Below are 23,672 nucleotides of genomic sequence, written 5' to 3'. Positions count from 1 at the left end.
ATGAGCATCACAAGAGGCATGGGTTTTCGAGCACTGTGCGCGGGTCTTCTGGGTGCAGCTTTCCTGCTGAACAGCCTGTTTGCGCAACAGACACAACATGCAGGAGTTTCCCCCAACACACTGACCGCGAAGGAAACGAAGGATGGCTGGAGACTCCTCTTCGACGGAAAGACGATGAACGGCTGGCGCGGAGCATACATGGACTCGCTGCCGAAGAAAGGCTGGGATGTGCGGGATGGAATGCTGATTGTGCGGGAATCGGGCGGCGGCGAAGCGGCATTTGGCGGGGACATCGTCACGATCGACGAGTTCAGCGACTTTGTGCTGCAGCTTGAATTCAAACTTACCGACGGAGCGAACAGCGGAATAAAGTACTTCGTCACCGAGCAGCAGCCGAAGACGCCCGGGTCGGCGATTGGGTTGGAGTATCAAATCCTCGATGACGCCAAGCATCCGGATGCAAAGCTCGGGATCAATGGAAACAGAACTCTGGCATCTTTGTACGATCTCATACCCGCTCACGACAAAAAGGTGAACCCGATCGGTGAGTGGAACCAGGCGCGTATCGTTGTAAAGAAGAAGAATGTCGAGCACTGGCTCAATGGTGTGAAAGTGCTAGAATATGAGCGGGGCGGGAAGGAATTCCTTGCTCACAAGGCAGAAAGCAAGTTCAAGAACCGAGTCGGTTTCGGCGAGGCAAAAAAGGGACACATTCTCCTACAGGACCACGGTAACACGGTGTTCTATCGGAACGTCAAAATCCGGAGCTGGTAGCCCTGCTTCCAAAATGAAGTATTGTATTCTTGATCTTATTGGTTTCTAACGCAGAGTCGCAGAGGACGTTGAGTAACGCAGAGATTGTGAACCTTTCTCCTCCGCGATTCTCCGCGGACTCCGCGTCTCCGCGATGAAAACTACAATAAGACATATTGGAAATGGCTCTAGATATCGTCCAAGGACTAATTCAAATCGACAATCGGCAATTGACATTCGACAATTTCCAGTGAGGTCAAGCATGCGTCATTCTCGCCGCAACTTTCTAAAACTTGCAGGTCTCTCAACAGCAATCGGCTCGCTCCCATTGTCCGCGGTCTTCCCCAAAGTGAAGAGCGCAGACAAAGCTCCCATTCTGTTCACTCTGGGCATCGCGTCATATACATTCCGATCCTTCACGCTCGATCAGGCGATCGAAATGACGAAAAGGCTCGGGATCACGAAGTTGACTCTGAAAGACATGCACCTGCCTGTCAAGAGCACTGAAGAGGAAATCAAGGCCGGTCTTGAGAAAATGAAGGCCGCAGGTGTCGAGCTTTCGTCGTGTGGCGTGGTGTATATGACGACGGAGGAGGAAGTTCGCAGAGCATTTGCATACGCAAAGGCGGCAGGTATCAGAATGTTGGTCGGTGTTCCGGAAGAACCACTGCTTCCCCTCGCGGAGCGTATGGTCAAGGAGACAGATATCTCTCTCGCGATACACAATCATGGTCCTACGGACAAGCGCTATCCCAGTCCCGAGAGCGCCTACAAGCTCATCGCCAAAATGGACAAACGGATGGGACTGTGTATCGATGTCGGACACACGCGGCGGCTGGGAGTCGATCCGGCTGACGATGTGGAGCGCTTTTTTGACAGGCTCCTTGACGTCCACATGAAGGACGTCAGCGATGCCGAAGCAAAAGGAACGACGGTCGAATGCGGGCGCGGAGTCATCGACATTCCCAAACTGCTGAAGACTCTTGTGAAACTGAAGTACGCCGGCGCACTTCATTTCGAGCACGAAAAGGATCAGAAGGACCCGCTGCCGGGTGTCGCGGAATCGGTTGGATATGTAAGAGGCGTCCTGGCAACACTCTAAAGGCGGTGAATAGTAAACAGTAAATAGTGAACAGTGGGTGAATCGTTAGCCAACTCTGAACTCGAAACTTAGAACTCAAAACTCCAGTCAGGACATCAGATGAACTCTCGCCGCAATTTTCTGAAGAAAGCCGCACTCGGTACCGCCGGTCTCGCAATCGGGCTCAATGCCAAGAGTTATGCACGGATACTTGGCGCAAATGACAGGGTGAACTTCGCTGTGATCGGACTGCACGGAAGAGGATATGCGCATCTCGAGTGTATCCGGCAGAACAAGGGAGCGATGGTTACCCACGTCTGCGACGTTGACAGGAATGAACTTGACAAGTTCGCCGCTGCCACGGAAAAGAGCTTTAACCAGGCCCCTGTGAAGGAAAAGGACTTCAGGAAGATCCTGGAGTCGAAGGATGTCGATGTCATCACGATCGCGACACCGGAACACTGGCAGGCACACATCGCAATCATGGGCCTGAAGGCCGGCAAGCATGTGTACGTTGAAAAACCCTCAAGCCATGATCCTCACGAAGGTGAGCTTCTGGTTGCTGCTCAGAAGAAGTATGGCAAACTTGTCCAGCTGGGAAACCAGCAACGCTCTTCCGAACATACGATCGAGATCATGAAGAGGATCAAGGAAGGCGTCATCGGCAGACCCTACTACGGCAAAGCCTGGTATATCAATACGCGGAAGTCGATAGGCGTCGGAAAGGAAGTGCAGGTGCCCGACTATCTGGACTGGGACCTCTGGCAGGGCCCGGCCCCACGACGGCCATACAAAGACAATATTCATCCCTACAATTGGCACTGGTTCTGGCACTGGGGAACAGGAGAGACGCTGAACAACGGTACACACGAAGTAGATCTTTGCCGATGGGCGCTTGGTGTCGGTTTTCCCAACACCGTCACTGCTTCCGGCGGGAGATTTCATTACAAAGACGACTGGGAATTCTACGATACGCTCGTGACCAGCTATGAATACGACGATTCAATGATCACATGGGAATGCCTCAGCTGCCAGGGGAAGAGCCATCACAACCGCGACCGCGGTGTCACAATCCATGGAACGCAAGGGACGGTGCTCCTTGATCGCGGCGGTTACGAAATCTACGATCTCAAAGACAAGATGCTGGAAGAACGGAAGGCTTCACGCGCCAGTACCACTCAGGATGTTCGCAGCATCGATACCATGACCACGAACCATTTTGGAAACCTGATTAGCGGGATCCGCGACGGAGAGAAACTCCACTCGCCGATTGCCGAAGTAAACACCAGTGTGGCGGTCCTCCAACTCTCCAACATTGCCTGGAAGGTGAAGCGGACCCTTCACCTCGACAAGCAGAATGGTCACATTCTGGACGATCCGAAGGCGGCCGAACTCCGGGTACGCGAGTACCAGAAGGGTTGGGAGCTGAAGGTATAGCCGTGGAGAAAAGAATAGCCGCCGGTCTTGCGTCGTTTGGTATGTCGGGCAAGGTGTTCCATGCCCCCCTCATATCACATCACCCCCGATTTGAACTGCGGCGCATCGTTCAGCGAAGCGGAAATGATGCGCGTGCGCTCTATCCGGAAGTTCTCATCTCTCAATCAGTCGATGACCTTGTAAGTGACCGCGACATCGACCTGATTATCGTTAACGTTCCCGATCGGTTTCACTACGAACTGGCGAAGCGTTGCCTCGAGGCCGGCAAGCACGTGGTGATCGAGAAACCGATGACTCAAACTGCCGCTCAGGCTGAGGAGCTTATCGAGCTCGCAGCACGGCACCAGAGAATGCTCACGGTGTTTCAGAACCGGAGATGGGACGGGGATTTCATGACTGTGTGCAAAGTGGTCCGGAGCAACGCGCTCGGACGCCTCGTCGAGTTCGAATCACATTACGACCGGTACAGGAATTTCATTCAGCCGGATACCTGGAAGGAACGATCGGAAGAAGGAACCGGAATTCTGACCAATCTCGGTTCGCACATGATCGATCAGGCACTTGTGCTGTTCGGGATGCCCGGAGCCGTCACCGCCCATCTGCGCATCGTTCGAACGGGCGGGGAGGTGGACGACTGGTACGACATTCGTCTTCACTATGACGAGCTCACGGTGCTTCTCAGGGCAAGCTACCTTGTGAAAGAACCCGGCCCCCGGTACATTCTCCACGGAACCAAAGGCACATTTATCAAGTTCGGTCTCGATCCCCAGGAAGAGGCGTTAAAGAAAGGAGCCGACCCCACAATCCCGGGATGGGGGACTGAATCAGTCGAGTGGTTTGGGACGATGGTGACAGAAAACGGTGGTATCACGAAAAACGCCAAGCTGCAAACGCTTCCGGGTAGCTACAGCGCCTTTTATGACGGAGTAGCTGACTGCCTTGAGAACGGGTTCCAGCCGCCGGTAAGACCGATTGAGGCGGCGAATGTTATCCGGGTGATTGAAGCCGCACAAGAAAGCAACAGCCGTCGGATGACGGTTGATATGCACGGTCGGAAATAAGGGTATGGAATGAGCGCCGGAGGAACTGGAACAGAGAATATTGTCCGAGTTTCCTTGGATGAACTCGATCGGGAATTTCAAAGGGTCCTTCTCACGATCGGGTTTGAATCTCAAAAGGCGAAGTTGTGCGCGCATATCTTTGCTGAGAACACGCTGGTCGGAGTCAATACGCATGGAATCAACAGATTCCCCAGGTTTGTGCGTTACGTGCTGGATGGATTCGTCAAGCCTCACGCAGAACCGCAATTGAAACACAAAGCCGGCGCACTAGAGCAATGGGACGGCTGTCTCGGTCCTGGTCCTCTGAATGCGCTCTTTTGTACGAAGAGGGGGATGGAGATCGCGCGTGAGACCGGCATCGGGTGCGTTGCGCTGTCCAATACAAATCACTGGATGCGTGGGGGCTACTATGGTTGGGAAGCAGCGAAGTCCGGTTTCGTTTTCATCGCCTGGACGAATACGACGGCAAACATGCCGGCGTGGGGAGCTGTGGATTGCCGCCTGGGGAACAACCCTCTCGTGCTGGCTGTCCCTCATGGCGATGACGCAATTGTACTTGATATGGCGATGTCTCAGTTCTCGTATGGTTCGGTTGAGTTACACGATCTGAGGAAGAGCAATCTCCCGCTTCCCGGCGGTTACGATACGCAGGGTGTTCTGACAACAGATCCCTCCGCCATTCTTGAGTCGCGGCGCCTGCTGCCAATGGGATATTGGAAGGGATCGGGGCTTGCGGTGATGCTCGATCTTGTCGCGGCGATTTTCGCCGGCGGTGACTCGACGCACGAGATCAGCACGCGGGAAGCCGAGTATGCAATATCTCAGGTCTATATTCTTGTCGATCCATCTCGGCTCAGCAACAACGGGACCATTGCTGAAACAGTAAGCGGCATCATGAACGATTTGCACGGCTCAGTATCGGCCCCCGGAGTAGAGAATGTTCTGTTTCCGGGGGAGCGTGTGCACAAGACCAGAATTGAGAACCTGACGCATGGTATACCAATAGACAAATCCGTATGGCTGGAGATCCAGCAATTGTGAGGCGCTGGAGTTGTGCTGCCTGATCATTGCTCCTCATCGTTCATCATCCACAAACTGCAATATTACATGATGAAGAATCGCAGACTCCTTATTTTCGTCGCAGCTCTGTTGTTCCTCTCTTCGTTTGTACCGGCTTCTGACGTCAGGGGACAGGATGTTTCGTCGAGTCCTTCCAAGGTCCGGTTCGGAGACGCGATAGTGTCGTTCATGCGTGAAGACAGCCTCGATCCTCCCCCCAAAGGGGCCATACTGTTCATAGGCAGCAGCATCTTCCGGCAATGGACAAACCTCAAGACGCAGATGGCGCCGCTCCCGGTTTTCAACAGGGCGTTTGGTGGCTCCAGAACTTCGGAGGTGTTGTACTATATGGACAAGATTGTCCTCCCCTATAGGCCGCGGATCATCGTGTATTACTGCGGCAGCAACGATGTCAACGCCGGAGAACGGCCGCAGGACATATTCCTGGGGTTCAGGAAGTTTTCGGAAAGGGTGCGGGATGCTCTCCCGGGAACTTTGATATTCTACGTTTCTATTAACCGCGCTCCACAGAAGATGAGCAAATGGGGTGTGGTTGATTCAGCGAACGCTACGGTGAGAAGCTACTGCCTGACCACGAAAAATCTGGGATTCATCGACGTCAACCCGGTTCTTTTCGACAAAGAGGGCAATCCGCGCCTCGATCTTTACAGGGATGATCAGCTTCACTTCAAGGACCCGGCGTACGACGAGTTTGCTGCGGTAATCAAGCCAATCATCGAGAAGGCATGGAACGAGCGCCGCTGAGGTAAGTGACAAGCCGTCATGCCGCGACAATATCCGATCTGAGAAGGGGCATGCCGGATAAGCGCAGCTTATCATCCCGACCAAACGAGGAGATCCAAACATGCGGCGACGTTTTCTGAAACAGATGATTGCATTGCCGTTCGTAAGCGCTCTGGGAATGACGCTGAGACAAACGGCTGTCCGCTCCCAGGAAAAGATCCAAAGAACCGGAGGATCGAAACTGAAGATTGGCTTGAATGCGTACTCTTTCAATGCTCCCCTCACGAAGGGGGGGATGAATCTTGATGATATGTTGGAATTTTGCGCACAGATTGGTCTGGAAGCGGTCGATCTGACCGGCTACTATTTCCCGGGCTATCCAAACGTCCCGCCCGACGAGTACATCTACCACATCAAGCGGAAAGCGTTCCTGCTCGGACTCGATATCAGCGGCACAGGTGTGCGCAATGACTTCACATTCACCGATGCCGCGAAACGGAAAGACGACGTAACGCTTGTCAAGAAGTGGATCGATGTCGCTTCTAAACTTGGGGCACCGGTCATCAGAGTCTTTGCAGGAAAGCAGGATACAAAAGGATACTCCTGGGACCAGGTCGCCGCGTGGCTTGTGAATGACATCAGGGAGTGTGTGGAATATGGTAAACAGCGAGGCGTCATCATCGGCATCCAGAACCACAACGATTTCATCAAAACTTCAGCGGATGCTCTCAAAATCCTGAAGATGGTGGACTCGGAATGGGCAGGGATTATCCTGGATACCGGAAGTTTTCACGTCGCCGATCCCTACACGGAGATTGCTGCGACCGCTCCCTACGCCGTCAACTGGCAGATCAAGGAGAACGTTTTCGTGGGGGAAGAGCAGGTTAAGGTGGATCTACCTAAACTGCTGAAGATCATCCGATCATCAGGATATCGTGGATATCTGCCGATTGAGACGCTCGGAGAAGGCGATCCCAAGATCAAGGTTCCCAGATTTCTTGAAGAGGTGAGAACCGCCTTGAGTCAACCGTAGCTCACAACCGTCGGTCAACAAAAACCCTTTGTGTAATTACATGAGAAGAACCATGCTCGGAAAACAGAAGCTGTACACCGTATCGGCCACCCTGCTCGCTGCAGTTCTCTGCTATCATGTCGCCACGGCCCAGGCGGTGGTTCTTTCCCGTCAGACTAATGATTCGACGAAGTGGAGTATCGAGAAATGTGTGAACGTGTTCTCGAAAGACAAGATCGAGAAAACGGAGGCCGGATATCAATACTGGTTTGTCGATAAAAATCTTGCCGATGGCAAGACATTGAAAATGAGTGTCGTCAAGCCGCACTCTGCAACGCATGCTCCCCATTCTCATCCCGAGGAGGAGTTCTTCTTCGTTCTCGAGGGGAAAGTGGAGTTCTTCCTGAACGGCGAACGGAAAGTCGTTGGGCCGTTCTCGAGCCTTTATTGTCCCTCAAACATCGAGCATGGGATCCGGAATGCCGGCGACACCGAAGCCAAGTACCTTGTCGTGAAAAAGTACGAGAAGAAGTAGTACGGTACGCTCCTGCACGGTTTCTTCGAACCACAAACGATCCCTGCCAGAAGATGCCGGCAGGGATTCCTTGTTTCTTGACGGTTTGTGATGCTTCGGGATCCTGACGAAGATATGGGCCGGGAATGAGTGCAAATGCACATTTTCTTGTATATTGTTGACGTTCCCTCACCAACCATGAAAGAACCCCATGCAAATTGGCATTGTAGGACTCCCGTTCTGCGGGAAATCGACGTTGTTTCAGACCATTACGAAGACTCACCTTGATCCTTCTCTCCTCTCGAAGGCGGAGGCGCATCACGCGGTTCTGAAGGTTCCCGACGCACGTCTCGACAAGTGCTCCGAGATGTTCTCTCCCAAGAGCACCGTGCATGCGACAATCGAATTTGTCGATGTCGTGGGCCTGAAGAAAGGAGAATCTGGCTCGACGCAGTTCACCACGAACTTCCTCTCGAACGTCAAAACAAACGACGCGTTGGTGCAAGTCGTTCGCCTGTTTGCCAACGAGACCGTTCCGCATCCGGATGGGTCCGTCGACGCCGTGCGCGATATCGCTTCGATCGAAACGGAGTTTATTCTTTCAGATCTCTCGCTGCTTGAAACACGGGTGGACCGGATCAAGAAGCAGGTCCAGAAGACTGGCGATGACGTCATGAAGAAAGAACTCCCGGTGCTCGAGAAATGCCATCAAGCGCTGGAAGGCGAGAAGCCGCTCCGGGAAATTGATTTCACAAAGGACGAATTGCATGTCCTGAGAACCTACCAGCTCTTGACGATGAAGCCGATGCTCATTGCTTTGAACTTTGACGAGTCCCAGCGTGCCGAAGTCCCCGAGATTGTGAAGCGAATCGCGGAGAGCAAGGGGGGGAAACAGACCAAAGTGGTCTCGTTTTTTGGCAAGATCGAGATGGAGATGTCTGAGCTCCCGGATGACGAGGCGAGCGTGTTCATGGAAGAGTACGGCATCAAGGAATCGGCGCTCGGTACGATTATCCGTGAATCATACGCGCTTCTCGGGTTGCAGTCGTTCTTCACGGTCGGCGAAGATGAGTGCAGAGCGTGGACGATCAGGAGAGGGACCAATGCTCAGGAAGCTGCGGGGGTGATTCATTCCGACTTCGTAACGAAATTCATCCGGGCTGAAGTTGTCCACTACGACCACTTCGTCGCCCAGGGAGGGTCGTTTGCGAAGGCCAAGGAATCGGGGCACTGGAGACTCGAGGGGAAGGAATATGTCGTAAATGATGGAGATATCATGTCGATTCGGCATAGCTGAGTATTTCCGGTTTGAAACCAATAAGCCTGATGGACCAGAAAAAGAACACGACCGATCGCGATGAAGAGCTTCGTGCGCTGCGCGAAAGCGTGCGTGAACTCCGAACAAAGCTGAAGGAATCGGAAGGGCGCTATAAGGCCCTGACCGATACCTCCCTTCAGGGAACTGTCATCGTGCAGGGTCTGCCCATCCGCGTGGTGTTTGCCAGCCAGCCGACCGCAGAAATGTTCGGATTTTCGATCGAAGAGATTCTCTCAGCTTCTCCCGGGCAGATCCAGAATTTCATGTATGGAGAGGATCGTTTCGGGATGCTGAGCAAATATGAAGGACGCCTCGAAGGAAAAGCGGTCACTCCCCGCTATGAAGCCCGCGTCACTCGCAAGGATGGCGAGGTGCGGTGGCTTGAAATTTTCTCGAGCCGCATCGAGTATCACGGGCAACCCGCCGTGCAGGCTGCATTTGTCGATATAACCGAACGGAAACGCGTTGAACAAGCCCTGCGTGAAAGCGAGGGAAAATACCGGCGGATTTTTGAAAATGTGCAGGACGTATTCTATCAGGTGGACAAGCGGGGGAACATCATTGATATCAGTCCATCGATCGAACGATACTCGGAGTATACACGACAAGAGTTGATCGGACGGCCGGTGACGGATGTCTACGCCAATCCTCCCGACCGAGAGAAACTCCTCGCTGCGATTTCAAAACGGGGAGAGGTCGTTGATTTTGAACTTTCGCTGAAGTCAAAGTCGGGCCACCACGTTACCACATCAGTGAATGCCCACGTGCTCTACAGCGAGTCGGGCGAGCCGATGGGTGTAGAGGGCTCTCTGCGCGACATGACCGAGCGACGAAAGTCCGAACTGGCGTTGCGTGCCAGTGAAGAACGTTACCGACAACTCTTCTACCAATCGCCAGTCGGCATTTTCTATTATGACCTTGACCTCCGCATAACAGATTTCAACACACAGTTTGAAGACCTTCTGCAGTCTACACGGGAACGGCTGCTCGGGCTCGATTTGTCAACCGTCAGGGACAAGAGGGTTCTGCCCGCCGTTCGAGAGTCACTAGCCGGATTGGAAGGGCAGTACGAAGGGCAGTACGAGGCGACAACGAGTTCTGCCCAGCTATGGGTATTGATGAAAACTGCTCCCGTCTATGATGACAAGAGGCACGTCAAAGGCGGCGTTGGCATCGTCGAGGATATGACGAAGCGGCGGGAGGTTGAGCGAGAGATCTTCATGCTTGCTCAAGCGTTGAAGAGCATCAGGGATTGTGTCAGCATCACCGATCTGGAAGACAATATTCTATTCGTGAACGATGCGTTTTCGAGGACGTATGGATACGCGCCAGCGGAGCTCGTGACGAAATCAGTCCGAATGGTGCGCTCCGAGAATAACCTGGCGAATGTGACAGGGGAGATCTTGCAGGCGACCTTGCGCGGCGGATGGGAGGGAGAACTTCTGAACGTGAGGAAAGATGGGTCCGAATTCCCGGTCTATCTCTCAACATCGGTTGTTCGTGATTCGGAAGGTGCTCCCATTGCGCTCATTGGGGCGGCAACGGACATCACGGAGCGTAAGCATGCGGAACAACGTCTCAGCGATAGTGAGGAGCGTTACCGGAGCCTCATTGACAGCGCGAGAGATGTCATCTTTACGGCAACCCCTCACGGCATAATCACCTCGCTGAATCCCGCGTTCGAAATCAGCACCGGGTGGAAACGAGCCGAGTGGCTCGGAAAGCTCTACAACGACCTGTTTCACCACGACGACCTCGCCGGTGCGCGTGAGAATTTTGTGCGAGGGTTGCAGGGAGAGCGTGTGCCAATGCTCGAGATTCGCATTCGGACGAAGGATGGCGGATACGTTGTCGGAGAATTCACGATCACACCTCAAACTCAGGACGGTAAGATTGTCGGTTTGCTGGGTGTAGCCCGGGATGTTTCGGAGAGGAGACGCCTCGAGGGACAATTTCGACAGTCACAAAAAATGGAAAGCCTCGGCACGCTTGCCGGCGGCATTGCGCACGATTTCAATAATATTCTCGCGATCGTTCTCGGACACGCCTCTCTGCTGAAGCAAAGCCAGAACGTCGCGGGCAAACAGATCGCAACCGCCGACGCCATCATCAAAGCGAGCAAGCGTGGAGCCGCCCTTGTTACCCAGCTTCTGACGTTCGCCAGCAAATCAGATGTCCTTTTCGAATCGGTTTCTATCAACGACATTGTCCTGGAAATTACCAGGCTTGTCGGCGAGACGTTCCCCAGGAGCGTGGTCATCAACACGCGGCTCGACACGGATCTTCCATCCATTGTCGCCGATTCAACGCAGCTCCATCAAATGGTGCTTAACCTCTGCATCAACTCCCGCGATGCGATGCCGCGTGGAGGCTCGCTCTCACTTATGACCACACTCGTAGCCGGTAAGTCCGTCGCAGGTCAATTCTCAGGTGCCGGAGCCGCTCAGTATGTCGTCCTGGAAGTGTCCGATACAGGTGAGGGAATGGACGAAGTGACAAAACAACGGATCTTCGAACCATTCTTCACGACGAAAGAGAAGGGAAAAGGGACAGGGCTCGGTCTGGCGACCGTGTACGGTATCATAGAAAGCCACGGCGGGTTCGTCGATGTGGAGAGCGAAGTCGGAATCGGCACGACATTCCAGATCTACCTCCCGGCTGAGGCAGGAGCAGCAGAATTGCCGGAGAGCAAACGAGAGCCATCGGGGGATGTTCCCCGCGGCACAGAAACGATTCTGGTGGTTGAGGATGAAGATATGCTTCGCGATTTGCTGAAGAACGCACTGATATCGAAGGGTTATTCAGTGATAACCGCCGGCGATGGCGTTGAGGCAGTGGAAGTGTTCATGCTTCATAGGCGCGAAATCTCGCTTGTCATAGCGGATGTCGGCCTGCCGCGCCTGTCCGGCAGCGAGGTCTTTCAGAAGTTGAAACGCATCAATGCGCAGATCAAAGTCGTCTTGGCGAGTGGTTTTCTGGAACCGGGATTCACGGCTGATATTCTGAAATCAGGTGTGCGGGAGGTAATCAGGAAGCCCTATCAGCCCGACGAATTGCTCCGCTGCATTCGGAGGGTACTCGACAGCTAGCAGCCCCGGTGTGGATAGCTTAGGACGCCGCAGGCGCATCACGGTTCATGAAAATCGAGGGAGAATCTATGAATCTCAGGAAAACACTCCGTGCGACAATCGTGGGATTAGCGGGACTTCTGTCGCTCCCCGGCTGCGGCACGACATATCCAAATAGGAATATCGTCGGCGAGCCATTTCCCACGGTACAGGGAAAATCGCTGAGCGGTGACGAGGTTACGCTGCCGGATCATTTCAAGGGCAAGAAGGTCGTTATCGTGGTCGGTTACGTACAGGAGACGCAGTTCGATATCGATCGATGGGGGATAGGCTTCTTCACCGCAAATCTCCCTCTTCCTCCGGTCTATGAAGTGCCGACGATCCCCGGTCTGCTTCCGTCCCTCTTCAAGGGAGTCATCGACAAAGGAATGCGAAGCGGTATTCCGCAGGAATCGTGGAAAGATGTCATGACGGTGTATGGAAGCGACGGCGGGAAGATCGCTCAGTGGACAGGAACCCAGACTCCGAGGAATTGCAGAGTCATCCTCCTCGATGAGAAGGGTGTCGTGCTGTGGATGCACGACAAGGGATACGGCCTCCCTCCGCTGAAATCACTGCTGGACATTCTGGCAAAGAGCGCATCTTCTGAAGGGCGTTGATCTCGAGGGATAAAAGAGGAAATTACGAACCGGGCGCACCTTATCCCAGAGGGATCGATACCAGCACTTTGTTACCCGTTCCGACAAACTCTATGTTGAGTGCAGCGCGCGCGATCGCTATGCCCCGACCGTGGTTGTCGAAGAGTCGCGATTCGTCAATACTTAGATAGCGCTGATAATCAAATCCCGTTCCCTGGTCCTCAATTTCAACCTGCAGATTTGATCCCACCCTTTTCATCCGCACTTCGACGTTTCTTTCGGCGTTCTCAGGCAATGCGAGCCTGCGCGTCACTTCCTCTTCCCATGCATTTTCGTCGACGAGCTTCCCTTTCTCTGCATACGTGATACCAAGATTCCCGTGTTCCACTGCGTTGAGGAGCAGTTCCGCGATGACCATCGCGTGTTCAGGATCTGGTGTTGCACTGGCAATCACGACAGCGACCTGCTCAGCTTCCTGTGGAGTGCGAAAACGAAACACCCCTTCTTCGAGCAGGGCGATGGGTTTCTTGTACTGCTGCAGTGTATCAAGTAAATGACGAAAGGCGTGATAGTCCGCGACGGCTGCCCGGAGGATGGAGTTGAGCAGCATCCGTTGGAACGGCTTGATGAGATAGTAGAACGCTCCGGCGTCGATCCCTTCCTTAATGCGGGCTGGGTCGTCGAGGGCCGTCAGCATGATCACCGGAATGTGCTCGATGCGCCGTTGTGTCTTCATCCAGCGGAGGAGCTCGATACCGGTCATCTGCGGCATCATCCAGTCGAGGATGACGACGCTGATCGAATCAGGGTGAGTCTGAAGAATCTTGAGAGCCTCGCTGCCGTTGCTCGCAGTCAGCACCCCGCATCCTTCTTCTTCAAGCATGCGCCGAAGAACATCCCGGAGAGGTTCTTCGTCGTCAACGACAAGGACGGTATCTCGGTTAGGTTCATTTACCATGACAATTTTCCCTTAGTTTCCCCCCATCGAGAATCGGCAACCGCGCAACTGCCATCGTAAGGCCACTCTGGCCCGTCGGCGGCCTCCGAGACTCACCATGTTTCTCAATATCGGTAAGTCAAACCAGTCAAGCAAGCCCAGTTTCTATATCTAACTGTGGGGAATCGCTCTTAGTTTCCATCTTCACAATTGCGAATGAGCCGTGATTCTCGTAATGGGACATCATTCCCCGGCGTTGGAATCGGCACCATCCCAAATAGTATGCTTTCACATGCCTGCCAGAAAGGAAATCTTCGGAAAAACTTCTATCTTTTCCCACCGACACCGGTTTCCCTCGCACCACAACACCACTACGGGGTTCATCATGAAAGCAATACTGCTCGCAGCCATCGTGCTGTGTCTACAAACGCTGTTACACGCTCAACAACCGGAGAAAGAATCTCGCGATATGAATCCATTCTTTTCCAGTTACTCGACGCCTTTCGAGACTCCGCCGTTCAACCTGATAAGACCCGAGCACTACGTGCCGGCTTTTCAGAAGGGAATGCAGGATCAGATGCGCGAGATCGAATCGATCGTCAGCAACCCGCAGCCTCCGAGTTTCCAGAACACAATTGAAGCGTTCGAGCGAAGTGGACTGTTGCTTGACAGAGTCGGGAGTGTCTTCTTCGGCCTCCAGGGGTTCAACACGACCGATGATCTCCAGAAAATTGCCAATGACCTGGCTCCTCAGCTCTCGAAGCATCGTGATGATATCAATCTCAACGACAAGCTCTTCCAGCGCGTCAAGGTTGTCTACGCGCAACGAGCAAAGCTCGGGCTGAATGCCGAGCAGGCGAAACTTCTGGACGATCAGTACAAGCGATTCGTGCGCGGTGGCGCCAATCTTCCGCCAGCCAAGAAGGATGGATTTCGGAAGATCAATGAAGAGCTCTCGCTGCTGGGATTGAAGTTCGATGAGAACGTCCTCAAGGAGACCAACCGGTTCGCGCTCGTGATCAAGAACAAAGAGGATCTTGATGGACTTCCGCAGAATGTAATCGACGGGGCGGCAGAAACCGGCAGGAAGAAGGGACTGGATGGGAAATGGGTCTTCACCGTCCACAAGCCCAGCATGATCCCGTTCCTCCAGTATGCAAAAAACCGGGCACTTCGGGAGGAACTGCTCAAGGCGTACATCATGCGCGGTGACAACGACAACGAGTGTGACAACAAGGGGACGGTCGCGCGCATGGCCTCCCTGCGCGTTCAGCGTGCCCATTTGCTCGGCTACAAGACGCACGCGGATTACGTTGAAGAAAAGAACATGGCGAAGACTCCTTCCGCGGTGTATGCGTTCCTGAACAAGCTGTGGAAACCGGCGCTGAAAAACGCCAAGAAGGAACGGGATGAGATGCAGGCTCTTATCCGAAAAGAAGGGGGCACGTTCAAGCTCCAGCCATGGGACTGGTGGTACTACGCTGAGAAAGTCAGAAAAGCGAAATATGATCTTGACGAGAACGAACTCCGGCCCTATTTCCTGCTTGAGAACGTGCGGAAGGGCGCCTTCGAAGTTGCCTCACGCCTTTTCGGCCTTCAGTTCACGGAGCGCAGGGACATACCGAAGTACATCGACGAAGCTGCAGTGTTTGAGGTCAAACGCCGCGATGGATCGCACGTCGGGATCTTCTATTCCGATTACTTCCCGCGTCCAGGCAAAAGGGCCGGCGCATGGTGCGACGGCTTTCGGGCACAGGAATGGCGCGACGGCAAGATGGTCACTCCACTTGTTTACAACATCGGCAATTTCTCGCGCCCGACGGGCGACAAGCCTGCACTTCTCAGCCCGGACGAAGTGCGCACGTTGTTCCATGAGTTTGGCCATGCTCTGAACGGCCTTCTCCAGAACCAGACGTATCGCAGCCTGAGCGTCCCCGGGGATTTTGTCGAGCTCCCCTCTCAGATCATGGAGAACTGGGCGTTCGATCCGGAAGTTCTTCGGTTGTATGCCCGGCACTACCAGACAGGAGAGGTGATTCCCCAATCGTTGATCAGCAAGATCGAGAACAGCTCGAAATTCAATCAGGGCTTCGTCACCGTAGAATACCTTTCGGCATGCTTCCTCGATATGGACTGGCACTCGCTGACCAAGGCCGAAATCGTCAATGCGAATGCGTTCGAGAAAAAATCGTTGGACAAGATCGGCCTGATTCCGGAGATTGTGGTCCGTTATAGAAGCCCTTATTTTTCGCACATTTGGAGTGCTGGCGGGGGATATGATGCCGGATACTATTACTATATCTGGGCCGCTGTTCTGGACGCTGATGCATTCGACGCATTCAAGGAGCGGGGTCTGTTCGACCAGGCAACGGCAAAGGCCTTTGAAGAGCATGTTCTCGCGAGGGGCGCAACCGACGAGGCCATGAAGCAGTATGAGAAATTCCGTGGGAAGAAACCATCCATCGAGCCATTGCTGAAGAGAAGGGGGTTGATGTAACGGTCGAGAAAGTCCGTCTTGTTCTTCGACAGTTACACTGTCGAAAAGGACCCATGCCCGACAGTTGACGTGCCCGCCTATCTTGCTTGACCGCCGTCTTTGTGGCGGTATGGCGGGACTGTCGGACGACAGATTGGTACTTGCGGACCTAGCCTTCAGTGAGAATCTCGTAGCATCTGTGTAGTCTGCGTTCTATTACTTGAACTCCATAAACCAAAGGACCAAACCTATGCGCAAAATCAGCCTTCTCCTTTTCGCACTTCTATTCAACGCAGCATTCCTCTACGCGCAGCTTCCCGACGAAACGAACGGGCGGGTTCCGGAGCTTGACGCATTCCATAAACCGATCTATGAACTGTGGCATACAGCGTGGCCGGCAAAGGATATCGCAAAGCTGAAGACCCTGCTCCCGGATGTCGAAAAAGCATACGCAACACTGGCCGGCGCAAAACTTCCCGGCATCCTTCGCGAGAAGAAGGACAAATGGGACGAAAAGCTGCAGGTCCTTACCCAATCGATGAAGGAATACAAGGATGCCGTGGCGAAAGACCACAGCGAGGGGATCCTGAAGGCGACGGAAGCAGTTCATATGAACTACGAACAAATGGTTCGTCTCGTTCGCCCCGTCCTGAAAGAGCTCGATGCCTTTCATCAATCACTGTACACGCTCCATCACTACTACGTGCCGGAGAACAAGTCCGAGCTGATTAAAACTTCTGCCGATTCTCTGAGTGTGAAAATGGTGGCACTGAACGGGGCCGCGTTACCGAAGCGGCTTGAAGCGAAAACCGAGCAATTCAACAAGGCTCGAAAAAACCTTGAAGAATCCGTGAAGGCATTTGCTGCGGCAGTGAAAGCAAAGAAGGGGAAGGATGAACTCGCGAAGCTGGAAGAAGCGCTGCACGCACGGTATCAGGTTCTGGAAAAAGTATTTGAATGATCGTAAGGCAGTACAGCAAAGGAGCGTGCGGAGGATCCTCTGCACGCTCCTTTGTCTTTTGGACCAAGCGACAATCATTTCACCAACATGAGCTTCTTCGTCACCGTTCGCCCTTCACCTCGAATCACCGCGAAATAGACCCCCGAACTGTGATTGCCCAGATTCACTGTCACGGTATGTGTCCCTGCCTCATGCCAGGAGCTCTCAATCCGAAGCACTTGTTCGCCCGAAAGCGAAACGATCTCGCCTTCGATGAGCGTCTTCCTCGGTAACTCGATCTGCAGCGTGGTTGATGGGTTGAAAGGATTTGGATACACCGATACATCAAATGTTTTCGGAATAATATCCCCCAACTCTTCCACCGAAACTGTCTTTGGCGAGGCCATGAATATTCTTGCATCCGGGTCGATGGTCGGCGTAACGCCGATGGGAACAGAGAACGTTCCCGTCCCGGAACTCATATCAACAATTAATCTCGTCGAGCCGACCTGCACCTCGACCGGCATCGGAAAAACGATGTTGTTCGGAATGATCCACCGCAACGTGACGGAGGTATCTTTTCGTCCCACTGTCAGTTGGGGAAGCCCTGCTTGCCGAAGATAGACTGTGAAAAACCAGTCCAGGGTTCTGCCCGAAACTTGTTCGGCAATGTGCCGGAATTCTTCGGTCGTTGCGAGGCGGCATTGCCTGCCGTTGGTGAGGTTCTCCATCGCGGGATCGGGATATGCCCAGCGCCGAAGAAGTCTGAAAAACGTTGTATCGCCGACATAATTGCGAAGCGTGTGAAGAACCCAGGCACCGCCGTTATAGACGTTGCCGAGGAACCCAACCTGGGCTGTGACGCTTTGCGGCGGGGCGATGGGACGTGTGATGCTCGTTGGTCTCAATCTTGCCATGTAGGACCTGTACCGCGCAAGGCCGCTTTGTTTTTCAACAAAGAGAGCCTACATGTAAGTGGCGAAACCTTCATGAATCCAGATGTCGCTCCAGTCCTTGGCCGTAACGAGATTCCCCCACCATTCATGCGCTAACTCATGGAGATGGATGTAATCAAAACCATATCCCTGCCAGTTCGCATTGAATTGAGACCCGCCATAGACGCCGTACGCGACACTCGTCTGATGCTCCATCCCGGCATAGGGGGCGTCCACAATGCAATACTTCTCTGCCCGAAATGGATATGGTCCGTTGGTCTCTTCCAGGAAGCGTATGTCCTTGAGCCATGTCGGCATGATCTTCTTCACTGAATCGACGTTGTAGGGAAGGAACCAATACTCGGCGGGGATCTTTGCACCCGTCACGCTGGTGTAATCGACAGGGATTCGAACATAGGGTCCAAGGTAGAATGTGACGTTGTAGTTATTGATCGTCTGACCGACATACCAATGGTACGTTTTCGTCCCGTTGCTATTGTCGACTGTTCCGAGAAGCTTTCCGTTGGACACGCAGACCAGGCTGGATGGCACTGTGAAACTCAGCGCGACCGAGTCAGCCTCATCCGAAGGATGGTCTTTGCACGGCCACCATACGTCGCCGCCTTCTTCCTCGCAAGCCACGCCGGCCCAAAGCTCGCCGGTTTTCGTCCTTTTCCAGACGAAACCGTCGTCCCATGGCGGGTTTGCGGCGACCTTTGGTATGCCACGGTAGAAGACTTCCACCAAAATGGTGTCCGACTGTTGTACGAGAAAGGGGAGGGTGATCCAGAGTCTGCCGCCGGGGCGGGAGTACAAGAGTGGATATCCGTATTGCCGTTGACCCCGCCATGAGACCATGTCCACCGTGTAGTTCTCACTGAGGTCGAGGACAAACGCGCTCAAGGTATCCTTAGCGATGGCGCGGATGAACGTGCTTCCGGAGATCGATCGTGTCGCCGTATCGATAGTGAGCTTCAGCCGGTAGAAGAGAACATCGTACGCCGCCTGCTCCCTCATCAACGCCCCGCCGGAATCAAGGTGCTTGTGCAAACGGCCTTCCGAAGGCACTTGCGCTGCCATGTGCATGGAGAAGATCAGGAGCATCCCAAGGACGCACCGGAATGAAGAATGATGTCGGTTCATTGTGTTCGTGCCTTTTGCCAACGATAAATGTGTTGTGCTTCAACGCCGATGCGCCGGAAATTGCAGAGCAAACAATCAGAAAACCACTACGCTTGCAAATACGGTCACGAGAAAGAGCACTGCCACCGAGATGACATGAAGAGCGCCAATGATGATCGTTCTCCATAGGGCCGAAATCCGCGATTGGCCGAACACCGACCTCATGCCCATATAGAGATAGATCGCCAGTACAATTGGGGCCAACAGAGTAACAGGCGCCAGAAAGGGGACTCGACTCAGCAGCAGCAAGAGCGTCAAGGCCAGGAAAGCGAAACTGTGAAAATGAAGAGAGAAGACGAGCGTCCCGACGTAATGGGGATCCTGTTTCCGATGGAAAAGATACACGAGATATCCAAAGAACGGCATCAGGACAAACACCATGTAGGAGAAGTTCTTAATGATCAAGTGGGTGAATTCCCTCCCACTACCCCCTAAGGCCCGGGCCATTTGATGCACCACGTACCTGCTCATTGCCGTCGGACTTATGTTGCGTGATTGTATCAAAGAATCGATTTGAGAATTCCGGAGGCCGCGAAGCTCATTGGAATTGATACCATAGAAGGTCATGCTGAATCCTCCTGCGGCGGATTGCTCCGCTTCAACCTCAGTGCGTTCATCGGTGCGACCGGAAGAGGATGACAAGAGGAGGAAGAACAAGAAACTAATGAAGATGTACAGCCGGATCGGCGAGACGTATCGGGCCCGTCTTCCGCGGATGAACTCAGTAGTCAGGAATCCGGGACTGAACACAAGAGCCCGCAGCGTGCGGACCGATTTTGTGTCGAAGTGAAACACAGTCTCAACAACCTCAGCGAGAAGATGCCTGACGGGGATGTTCAGGTCGTGATTCTCCTGCCCGCACGCTGGGCAGAAGCCGGCAAGGTCGGGTTTGACACTGAACTCGGCTCCGCAATTTGGACACGTTTTACTCTTAAATCGTCTCACCACTTTCAACTCGGACTGTCCTCCTTGCATTCCATCCTGACGATCTCATTTGGTGACAGGTTGGCGATGCCAATGCGCTTTTCCACTCTGATGCCGTGAATTACCTAACCGGCAAATGAGCAAGGTGGATCATTCCCAGGTTAGATTGAGCTAATAATAGGATTTTCTGATTTGAAAAACATCAGCCATTGCGTTTGAATGCGGACTGCCGTAGCTTTGTAGCGCACATTGCTCACATCGATTCCAGGCCGCGATGGCGGTGATTGTACCAACCGGCTCATGGAGAGAACCCTTATCAGAAAACTCGCAATTGGCAGCATCGCCGGTGTCTTCCCCGAGGCTGTCCAGCGACAGGTTATGGAGACGGTATGTGAACGGGATTGGTTATCGATCCCATGAGCAAAAGGACTGCCGGTCCATCGCGTCATCAGCGGGCCGGTCAATAGGAGTCAGGAACAATCGAAATACATTCAGGCAATAAGGGATCGCTATGATAGCTCCACACCGCACACTTCTGTCCATGTTTGAGGAGAGCGCTGCCAGATTCCCCGACAATGTCATGATGTGGGAAAAAAGTGAAGGGGCCTACAAGGGGTCGTCGTACCGTGAAATCCGGCAACGGGTTTACGAGGCGGCGGCGGGTCTGATGGACCTGGGCATTCAGAAGGGGGACCGTCTGGCGCTCATTTCCGAGGGGCGCAACGATTGGGTGGTCATGGAACTGGCCATGCTGTATGCCGGGGCCGTCAACGTTCCGCTCTCGGTGAAGATCGAGGAGCTTTCCGATCTCCGGTTCCGGCTCGCTCACTCCGGCTGTCGCATGGCAGTCGTGTCCGGCACGCAAGTGCAGAAGATCCGGCAATTGAAAAAGGACCTGCCGGAATTGGAGCATATCCTTGTGCTCGACGGAGACGTCAAGCGCGACGAAGACGAGCAGTCGCTCGACGAATTGCTGCAAATCGGGAAACGGTATCTGAAATTCCACAAGAACGAATTCGAGCAGCGGTGGAAATCGGTGGCCGAAACTGACCCCGCGAACATATGCTACACGTCGGGCACCACAGCGGATCCGAAAGGGATCATCCTGACGCATCGCAACTATACTGCCAACGTCGAGCAGGCGTCCGCCTTGCTCCCGATACCGGAGTCATACACTTCACTGCTGGTCCTTCCGTGGGATCATTGTTTCGCCCACACCTGCGGCGTCTACACGCTCACGAAAAACGGAGCGAGCATGTCGTCCGTGAAAGTGGGCCGGACTCCGCTCGAAACGCTGAAGAACGTTCCCGGGAATATCCGCGAGACTCGACCGACGTTCCTTCTCAGCGTTCCGGCGCTTGCGAAGAATTTCAAAAAGAACATCGAGAAGGGTATCCGTGAAAAAGGGCCGGGCGTGGAAAGAATCTTCAAGAAGGCGCTGGAGCTTGCCTACGCCTACAACGGTAACGGCTGGGATCGCGGAAGGAACGCGAAGGCAGGAATGAAGATTCAATACAAGCTCTACGATTTCCTGATCTTTCGCAAGATCCGGAAGAGCTTCGGCGGACGCCTCCAGTTCTTCATCGGCGGCGGCGCCCTGCTTGATATAGAGCTGCAGCGATTCTTCTATGCCATCGGCATTCCGATGTTCCAGGGGTACGGTCTGACCGAAGCTGCCCCCGTCATCTCGGCAAACGTGCCCGCGCGGCACAAGCTTGGTTCTTCCGGTGCTATTGTGGCGAACCTCGAGGTGAGGATTTGTGATGAACAGGGGAATGATCTCCCGGCTGGTCAGCAGGGGGAGATCGTGGTGAAAGGGGAGAACGTGATGGCCGGCTATTGGAAAAACGAGAAGGCGACGGACGAAACCTTGCGCGATGGCTGGCTCTATACCGGCGACCTGGGATATGTTGACAACGAGAGGTTTCTGTATGTTTTCGGACGGGCCAAGAGTCTCCTCATCGGTCACGACGGAGAGAAATACAGTCCGGAGGGAATTGAAGAAGCGATCGTAGGCGATTCAATCTACATCGATCAGATCATGCTGCATAACAACCAGTCCCCCTTTACGTCGGCGCTCGTGGTCCCGAACAAGGACAACATTCTGAAGCACTTGCGCGACCACAACCTCTCAACGCAGTCTGAAGATGGCCAGGAGGCCGTCCTTCGCCTCATCAAATCCGAGATTGGGAAGTTCGAATCAAAAGGAGCGCACGCAGGGGAATTCCCGGAGCGCTGGCTGCCGGCAGGCATTGCTGTGTTGGGTGAGGGATTCAATGAACAGAATCATCTCCTCAACAGCACGTTGAAGATGGTACGCGGAAAAATCACGGAGTTTTATCGCGACCGCATCGATTACATATACACCGCACAGGGAAAGGACATCTGTAATCCTCAAAACCGGATGATCATCAAACGCTTGGGTTAAATCTCGCTCTCCCAAGGTTCACTTCTTCTCCGGCTCAAAATCCAGTGGCAGCATGTCCCCCACCCGCCTCCACGACCAATACCCGTAGATCTTTGTGGGGAATTCTTCATTGATGAAGCCGCGTTCGTTGATTCCAACTGCCAGGTAGTTCAGCGTAAACCACGAAACTTGACCCGATGTCCCCGCCTTCTGAAGAAGATTGTAACCGCTCTCAACTTCTCTCCAGTATTCGACCTCGAGAAAACCACTGAACCGGAGTGTCTTCACCATGGCTGACGGGCTGTCGTAAAGGACCTCGTTTTCGGTGAGCAGTTTCCGAACCGGCGAAACGTTCCCAACCCCGAGAAAATCGAGATGGAAGATGGAATATCCTGTGGGATTCAATTCTCTTCTGAAGAGAGCCATCAGGAAATGGCGCATCGAGCCGCGAAAGGCCCGCATACGGTTTTCTTTCCATTCTTCAGTCCCCTTCGGTGAGGCCGGTTTCAGCTCGCGGAATTTTGGAAAACCTTCGAATGTCATAATATCTCCTTCCTTCCTGAATGATTTCAAAAGGAAGGTGAGATGGTAGCCCAGTGCCAGGTTCTCGATCTCCAATGACCGGCGGGCAGTTGCTTCAAAGATGTCGTTTCCCTCGGACTTGAAATCGAGAACCTCGGGGTTCATGATTCTGCACCCCTTCGCGTTCCTCGTCGTACCGAGAAAAAGGTCTGAGAACTTCGCAAGATCGTTCTTCCATTCCGTTGGGTCGGGGGCTGAGATAACCACCTCGGTCATCTCGACATTCGTAGGTTTGAGCCTGATCTCAATCTCCCGTTTCCTTGGCTCTCCCAGGCTTGTCCGGAAGGTGGAGAGGAGGTAGCCGATTCTCGACGCTACGATATCATGATTACCCAGAGGGATATTGCGTATCTCAAATACCCCATTCTCATTTGTGTTGGCGCCGAGCGTTGAGCCCGCTATGTAGATATTCACATTGGCGAGCGGCGCTGACGTCGAGTCGTCAAGCACTCTTCCGGCGAGCGTGGCATACTGGGCGAACGTGGCGGACTGAAGGCAAATCAGCACGGCAGTCAGCAGGAGAGATCTTTCAATGACTGATTGTGATCGAAATTGTCGTGGCATGAAGAGCTGTGGAAGTTCGAAGAAGAGACGTTGGTTTCAT

The 23,672-nt window shown here is 53.6% G+C and carries 19 protein-coding genes; 14 read left to right on the top strand and 5 right to left on the bottom strand.

The window, feature by feature from the left end; genetic code table 11:
* The 11 genes from NTU47_11155 to NTU47_11105 all read left to right on the top strand — a co-directional run bounded on the left by NTU47_11155 (position 1) and on the right by NTU47_11105 (position 12,706).
* Positions 1-774: a DUF1080 domain-containing protein gene (locus NTU47_11155; GenBank protein MCX6134360.1), complete on the top strand. Its 774-nt coding sequence runs from the start codon at positions 1-3 to the stop codon at positions 772-774.
* 241 nt (positions 775-1,015) lie between these two features.
* Positions 1,016-1,855, top strand: a complete 840-nt coding sequence (locus tag NTU47_11150; GenBank protein ID MCX6134359.1) for a sugar phosphate isomerase/epimerase — start codon at positions 1,016-1,018, stop codon at positions 1,853-1,855.
* A gap of 99 nt (positions 1,856-1,954) precedes the next feature.
* Positions 1,955-3,271, top strand: a complete 1,317-nt coding sequence (locus tag NTU47_11145) for a Gfo/Idh/MocA family oxidoreductase (GenBank protein ID MCX6134358.1) — start codon at positions 1,955-1,957, stop codon at positions 3,269-3,271.
* A 2-nt stretch (positions 3,272-3,273) separates the two neighbouring features.
* Positions 3,274-4,332, top strand: a complete 1,059-nt coding sequence (locus NTU47_11140; protein ID MCX6134357.1) for a Gfo/Idh/MocA family oxidoreductase — start codon at positions 3,274-3,276, stop codon at positions 4,330-4,332.
* 54 nt (positions 4,333-4,386) lie between these two features.
* The gene (gene yiaK / locus NTU47_11135; GenBank protein MCX6134356.1) at positions 4,387-5,373 is read left to right on the top strand and encodes a 3-dehydro-L-gulonate 2-dehydrogenase; all 987 of its coding nucleotides are present in this window, start codon (positions 4,387-4,389) and stop codon (positions 5,371-5,373) included.
* Between the two features lie 66 nt (positions 5,374-5,439).
* Positions 5,440-6,156, top strand: coding sequence for a GDSL-type esterase/lipase family protein (locus NTU47_11130; GenBank protein ID MCX6134355.1), 717 nt, complete (start codon positions 5,440-5,442; stop codon positions 6,154-6,156).
* A 100-nt stretch (positions 6,157-6,256) separates the two neighbouring features.
* Positions 6,257-7,168, top strand: coding sequence for a sugar phosphate isomerase/epimerase (locus tag NTU47_11125; protein ID MCX6134354.1), 912 nt, complete (start codon positions 6,257-6,259; stop codon positions 7,166-7,168).
* A gap of 52 nt (positions 7,169-7,220) precedes the next feature.
* Positions 7,221-7,682, top strand: coding sequence for a cupin domain-containing protein (locus tag NTU47_11120; GenBank protein MCX6134353.1), 462 nt, complete (start codon positions 7,221-7,223; stop codon positions 7,680-7,682).
* A 190-nt stretch (positions 7,683-7,872) separates the two neighbouring features.
* Entirely contained in the window at positions 7,873-8,958 is a 1,086-nt protein-coding gene (gene ychF, locus NTU47_11115) for a redox-regulated ATPase YchF (GenBank protein MCX6134352.1), read from the top strand.
* Positions 8,959-8,969: 11 nt separating this feature from the next.
* Positions 8,970-12,068 carry a PAS domain S-box protein gene (locus tag NTU47_11110; GenBank protein ID MCX6134351.1) on the top strand — a complete coding sequence of 1,033 codons (3,099 nt, stop codon included), beginning with the start codon at positions 8,970-8,972 and terminating at the stop codon, positions 12,066-12,068.
* A gap of 68 nt (positions 12,069-12,136) precedes the next feature.
* Positions 12,137-12,706 (top strand): hypothetical protein, encoded by a 570-nt coding sequence (locus NTU47_11105; GenBank protein MCX6134350.1) that lies wholly within the window; start codon positions 12,137-12,139, stop codon positions 12,704-12,706.
* A gap of 40 nt (positions 12,707-12,746) precedes the next feature.
* Here NTU47_11105 and NTU47_11100 read toward each other — a convergent pair whose 3' ends face one another.
* Positions 12,747-13,643 (bottom strand): response regulator, encoded by an 897-nt coding sequence (locus NTU47_11100; protein ID MCX6134349.1) that lies wholly within the window; start codon positions 13,641-13,643, stop codon positions 12,747-12,749.
* A gap of 448 nt (positions 13,644-14,091) precedes the next feature.
* On the opposite strand from NTU47_11100, the gene NTU47_11095 reads away from it, so the two are divergent.
* Both NTU47_11095 and NTU47_11090 read left to right on the top strand, forming a co-directional pair.
* Positions 14,092-16,119: a M3 family metallopeptidase gene (locus NTU47_11095; protein ID MCX6134348.1), complete on the top strand. Its 2,028-nt coding sequence runs from the start codon at positions 14,092-14,094 to the stop codon at positions 16,117-16,119.
* Between the two features lie 229 nt (positions 16,120-16,348).
* Positions 16,349-17,059, top strand: coding sequence for a hypothetical protein (locus NTU47_11090; GenBank protein ID MCX6134347.1), 711 nt, complete (start codon positions 16,349-16,351; stop codon positions 17,057-17,059).
* 74 nt (positions 17,060-17,133) lie between these two features.
* On the opposite strand, the gene NTU47_11085 is transcribed toward NTU47_11090, so the two are convergent.
* From NTU47_11085 to NTU47_11075, 3 genes are all read right to left on the bottom strand, one after another.
* Positions 17,134-17,955, bottom strand: coding sequence for a T9SS type A sorting domain-containing protein (locus NTU47_11085; GenBank protein MCX6134346.1), 822 nt, complete (start codon positions 17,953-17,955; stop codon positions 17,134-17,136).
* Between the two features lie 48 nt (positions 17,956-18,003).
* Positions 18,004-19,116, bottom strand: coding sequence for a M1 family metallopeptidase (locus tag NTU47_11080; GenBank protein ID MCX6134345.1), 1,113 nt, complete (start codon positions 19,114-19,116; stop codon positions 18,004-18,006).
* 75 nt (positions 19,117-19,191) lie between these two features.
* Positions 19,192-20,100 carry a DUF3667 domain-containing protein gene (locus NTU47_11075; protein MCX6134344.1) on the bottom strand — a complete coding sequence of 303 codons (909 nt, stop codon included), beginning with the start codon at positions 20,098-20,100 and terminating at the stop codon, positions 19,192-19,194.
* 490 nt (positions 20,101-20,590) lie between these two features.
* Between NTU47_11075 and NTU47_11070 the strand changes: the two genes are divergently transcribed.
* Positions 20,591-22,507: an AMP-binding protein gene (locus tag NTU47_11070; GenBank protein MCX6134343.1), complete on the top strand. Its 1,917-nt coding sequence runs from the start codon at positions 20,591-20,593 to the stop codon at positions 22,505-22,507.
* Between the two features lie 18 nt (positions 22,508-22,525).
* Here the strand turns inward: NTU47_11070 and NTU47_11065 are convergent, their stop codons facing one another.
* Positions 22,526-23,632, bottom strand: a complete 1,107-nt coding sequence (locus NTU47_11065; protein MCX6134342.1) for a carboxypeptidase-like regulatory domain-containing protein — start codon at positions 23,630-23,632, stop codon at positions 22,526-22,528.
* Between the last annotated feature and the right edge of the window lie 40 nt (positions 23,633-23,672).

It is taken from the genome of Ignavibacteriales bacterium, assembly GCA_026390595.1.
In the GTDB taxonomy this organism is placed as follows: domain Bacteria; phylum Bacteroidota; class Ignavibacteria; order UBA10030; family UBA10030; genus UBA9647.
The sequence above is the reverse complement of the archived record's forward strand: the minus strand, read 5'-3'. Positions and strand labels throughout refer to the sequence as shown.

Coding starts and splice junctions, on each gene's coding strand:
- NTU47_11090 (MCX6134347.1), top strand. CDS start 16,349: ATGCGCAAAATCAGCCTTCTCCTTTTCGCACTTCTATTCAACGCAGCA.
- NTU47_11155 (MCX6134360.1), top strand. CDS start 1: ATGAGCATCACAAGAGGCATGGGTTTTCGAGCACTGTGCGCGGGTCTT.
- NTU47_11070 (MCX6134343.1), top strand. CDS start 20,591: ATGATAGCTCCACACCGCACACTTCTGTCCATGTTTGAGGAGAGCGCT.
- NTU47_11095 (MCX6134348.1), top strand. CDS start 14,092: ATGAATCCATTCTTTTCCAGTTACTCGACGCCTTTCGAGACTCCGCCG.
- NTU47_11125 (MCX6134354.1), top strand. CDS start 6,257: ATGCGGCGACGTTTTCTGAAACAGATGATTGCATTGCCGTTCGTAAGC.
- NTU47_11120 (MCX6134353.1), top strand. CDS start 7,221: ATGCTCGGAAAACAGAAGCTGTACACCGTATCGGCCACCCTGCTCGCT.
- NTU47_11065 (MCX6134342.1), bottom strand. CDS start 23,632: ATGCCACGACAATTTCGATCACAATCAGTCATTGAAAGATCTCTCCTG.
- NTU47_11100 (MCX6134349.1), bottom strand. CDS start 13,643: ATGGTAAATGAACCTAACCGAGATACCGTCCTTGTCGTTGACGACGAA.
- NTU47_11105 (MCX6134350.1), top strand. CDS start 12,137: ATGAATCTCAGGAAAACACTCCGTGCGACAATCGTGGGATTAGCGGGA.
- NTU47_11080 (MCX6134345.1), bottom strand. CDS start 19,116: ATGAACCGACATCATTCTTCATTCCGGTGCGTCCTTGGGATGCTCCTG.
- ychF (MCX6134352.1), top strand. CDS start 7,873: ATGCAAATTGGCATTGTAGGACTCCCGTTCTGCGGGAAATCGACGTTG.
- NTU47_11145 (MCX6134358.1), top strand. CDS start 1,955: ATGAACTCTCGCCGCAATTTTCTGAAGAAAGCCGCACTCGGTACCGCC.
- NTU47_11150 (MCX6134359.1), top strand. CDS start 1,016: ATGCGTCATTCTCGCCGCAACTTTCTAAAACTTGCAGGTCTCTCAACA.
- NTU47_11130 (MCX6134355.1), top strand. CDS start 5,440: ATGATGAAGAATCGCAGACTCCTTATTTTCGTCGCAGCTCTGTTGTTC.
- NTU47_11085 (MCX6134346.1), bottom strand. CDS start 17,955: ATGGCAAGATTGAGACCAACGAGCATCACACGTCCCATCGCCCCGCCG.